Below are 1,873 nucleotides of genomic sequence, written 5' to 3' on the forward strand. Positions count from 1 at the left end.
CATCGTCTACACCGCCCGCCTGACCAATCCGGCGGGCAGCGAGATGAAGATCACGCTGAGCAATGGCGAAGTAATCACCATTGGCAAGGGCCTCTCCGAAGGCAGCGTGACCTTCGCAGCGCCTGCCAACACCGTCTATGTAGATGGCGGCAACGTCAGCGTGACTATCACCGGGACTACTGGTGGCGACTTCGAACACCTGGAAGTCAGCCCGACCGCGGCCGTCACTGCCGTTACAGATTCGATCGACACCAGTACTGTCACCCTCACCGCGACTCCGAGCGCAGTGGAAGGCGGCGTGGTGACCTACACCGCCTCGGTTACTGCTCCGGTCACCGGCACCCCGCTGGTTATCAGCCTCGCCAACGGCCAGAGCATCACCATTCCGGTCAACGCTTCGAGCGGTTCAGTCGATTTCATCGCCCCGAACAACGTGTTGAATACCAACACGCCGCTGACTAACAGCATCACCGGCGTTACCGGTGGCAACTACGAGAAGCTGGAAACCGCCGGCACCCCGACCACCGTCGTGACCGACGATCCGGCTCGCCTGGACACCACTGGCCTGACGCTCAGCGCCACCGGCACCGTCCAGGAAGGTGGTGACATCGTTTACACCGCTCGCCTGACCAACCCGGCGGGCAGTGAAATGAAGATCACGCTGAGCAATGGTGAAGTGATCACCATCGGTAAAGGTCTGTCGGAAGGCAGCGTGACCTTCCCGGCACCAGCCAACACCGTGTACGTGGACGGCGGCAACGTCAGCGTGACTGTCACCGGGACTACTGGTGGCGACTTCGAGCATCTGGAAGTCAGCCCGACTGCGGCTGTCACTGCCGTTACCGACTCGATCGACACCAGCACCGTTACTCTGACCGCCACCGCCAGCGCTGTTGAAGGCGGTGTCGTCACCTACACCGCCTCCGTCACGGCTCCGGTTACTGGCACTCCGCTAGTTGTAACTTTGGCCAACGGCCAGTCGATCACCATTCCGGTCAACAGCTCCAGCGGCTCGGTGGATTTCATCGCGCCGAACAACGTCCTGAATACCAACACCCCGCTGACCAACAGCATCACCGGCGTAACCGGTGGCAACTACGAAAAACTCGAAACCACCGGCACCCCGACTACGGTCGTGACTGACGACCCAGCTCGCCTGGACACCACCGGCCTGACCCTGTCCGCCACCGGCACCGTCCAGGAAGGCGGCGATATCGTCTACACCGCTCGCCTGACCAATCCGGCGGGCAGCGAGATGAAGATCACCCTCAGCAACGGGGAAGTGATCACCATCGGTAAGGGCCTGAGTGAGGGGTCTGTCACCTTCGCTGCACCTCAGAACACCGTGTATGTGGACGGCGGCAACGTCAGTGTCACCATCACTGGCACCACCGGCGGCGACTTCGAACACCTGGAAGTCAGTCCAACGGCGGCGGTAACTGCCGTAACTGACAGCATCGATACCTCGACTGTCACTCTGACCGCCACCGCCAGTGCTGTTGAAGGTGGTGTGGTGACCTATACCGCCTCGGTTACTGCGCCGGTCACCGGCACGCCACTGGTCATCAGTCTCGCCAATGGCCAAAGCATCACCATCCCGGTCAACAGCTCCAGCGGTTCGGTGGATTTCATTGCGCCGAACAACGTCCTGAACACCAACACGCCGCTGACCAACAGCATCACCGGTGTCACTGGCGGCAACTACGAGAAGCTCGAGACCACCGGCACCCCGACCACCGTCGTGACCGACGATCCGGCTCGCCTGGACACCACTGGCCTGACGCTTTCAGCCACGGGTACCGTCCAGGAAGGCGGCGATATTGTCTATACCGCACGCCTGACCAACCCGGCGGGCAGCGAGATGAAGATCACG

At 61.6% G+C, this 1,873-nt stretch carries 1 protein-coding gene; it reads left to right on the forward strand.

The window, feature by feature from the left end; all coding sequences use genetic code 11:
- Positions 1-1,873: immunoglobulin-like domain-containing protein (locus N7650_RS27820; protein WP_347815664.1), on the forward strand; the 1,873-nt coding region annotated here is incomplete at both ends.

The sequence above is a fragment of the Pseudomonas sp. GD04058 genome (assembly GCF_029836855.1).
Lineage (GTDB): Bacteria > Pseudomonadota > Gammaproteobacteria > Pseudomonadales > Pseudomonadaceae > Aquipseudomonas > Aquipseudomonas bharatica.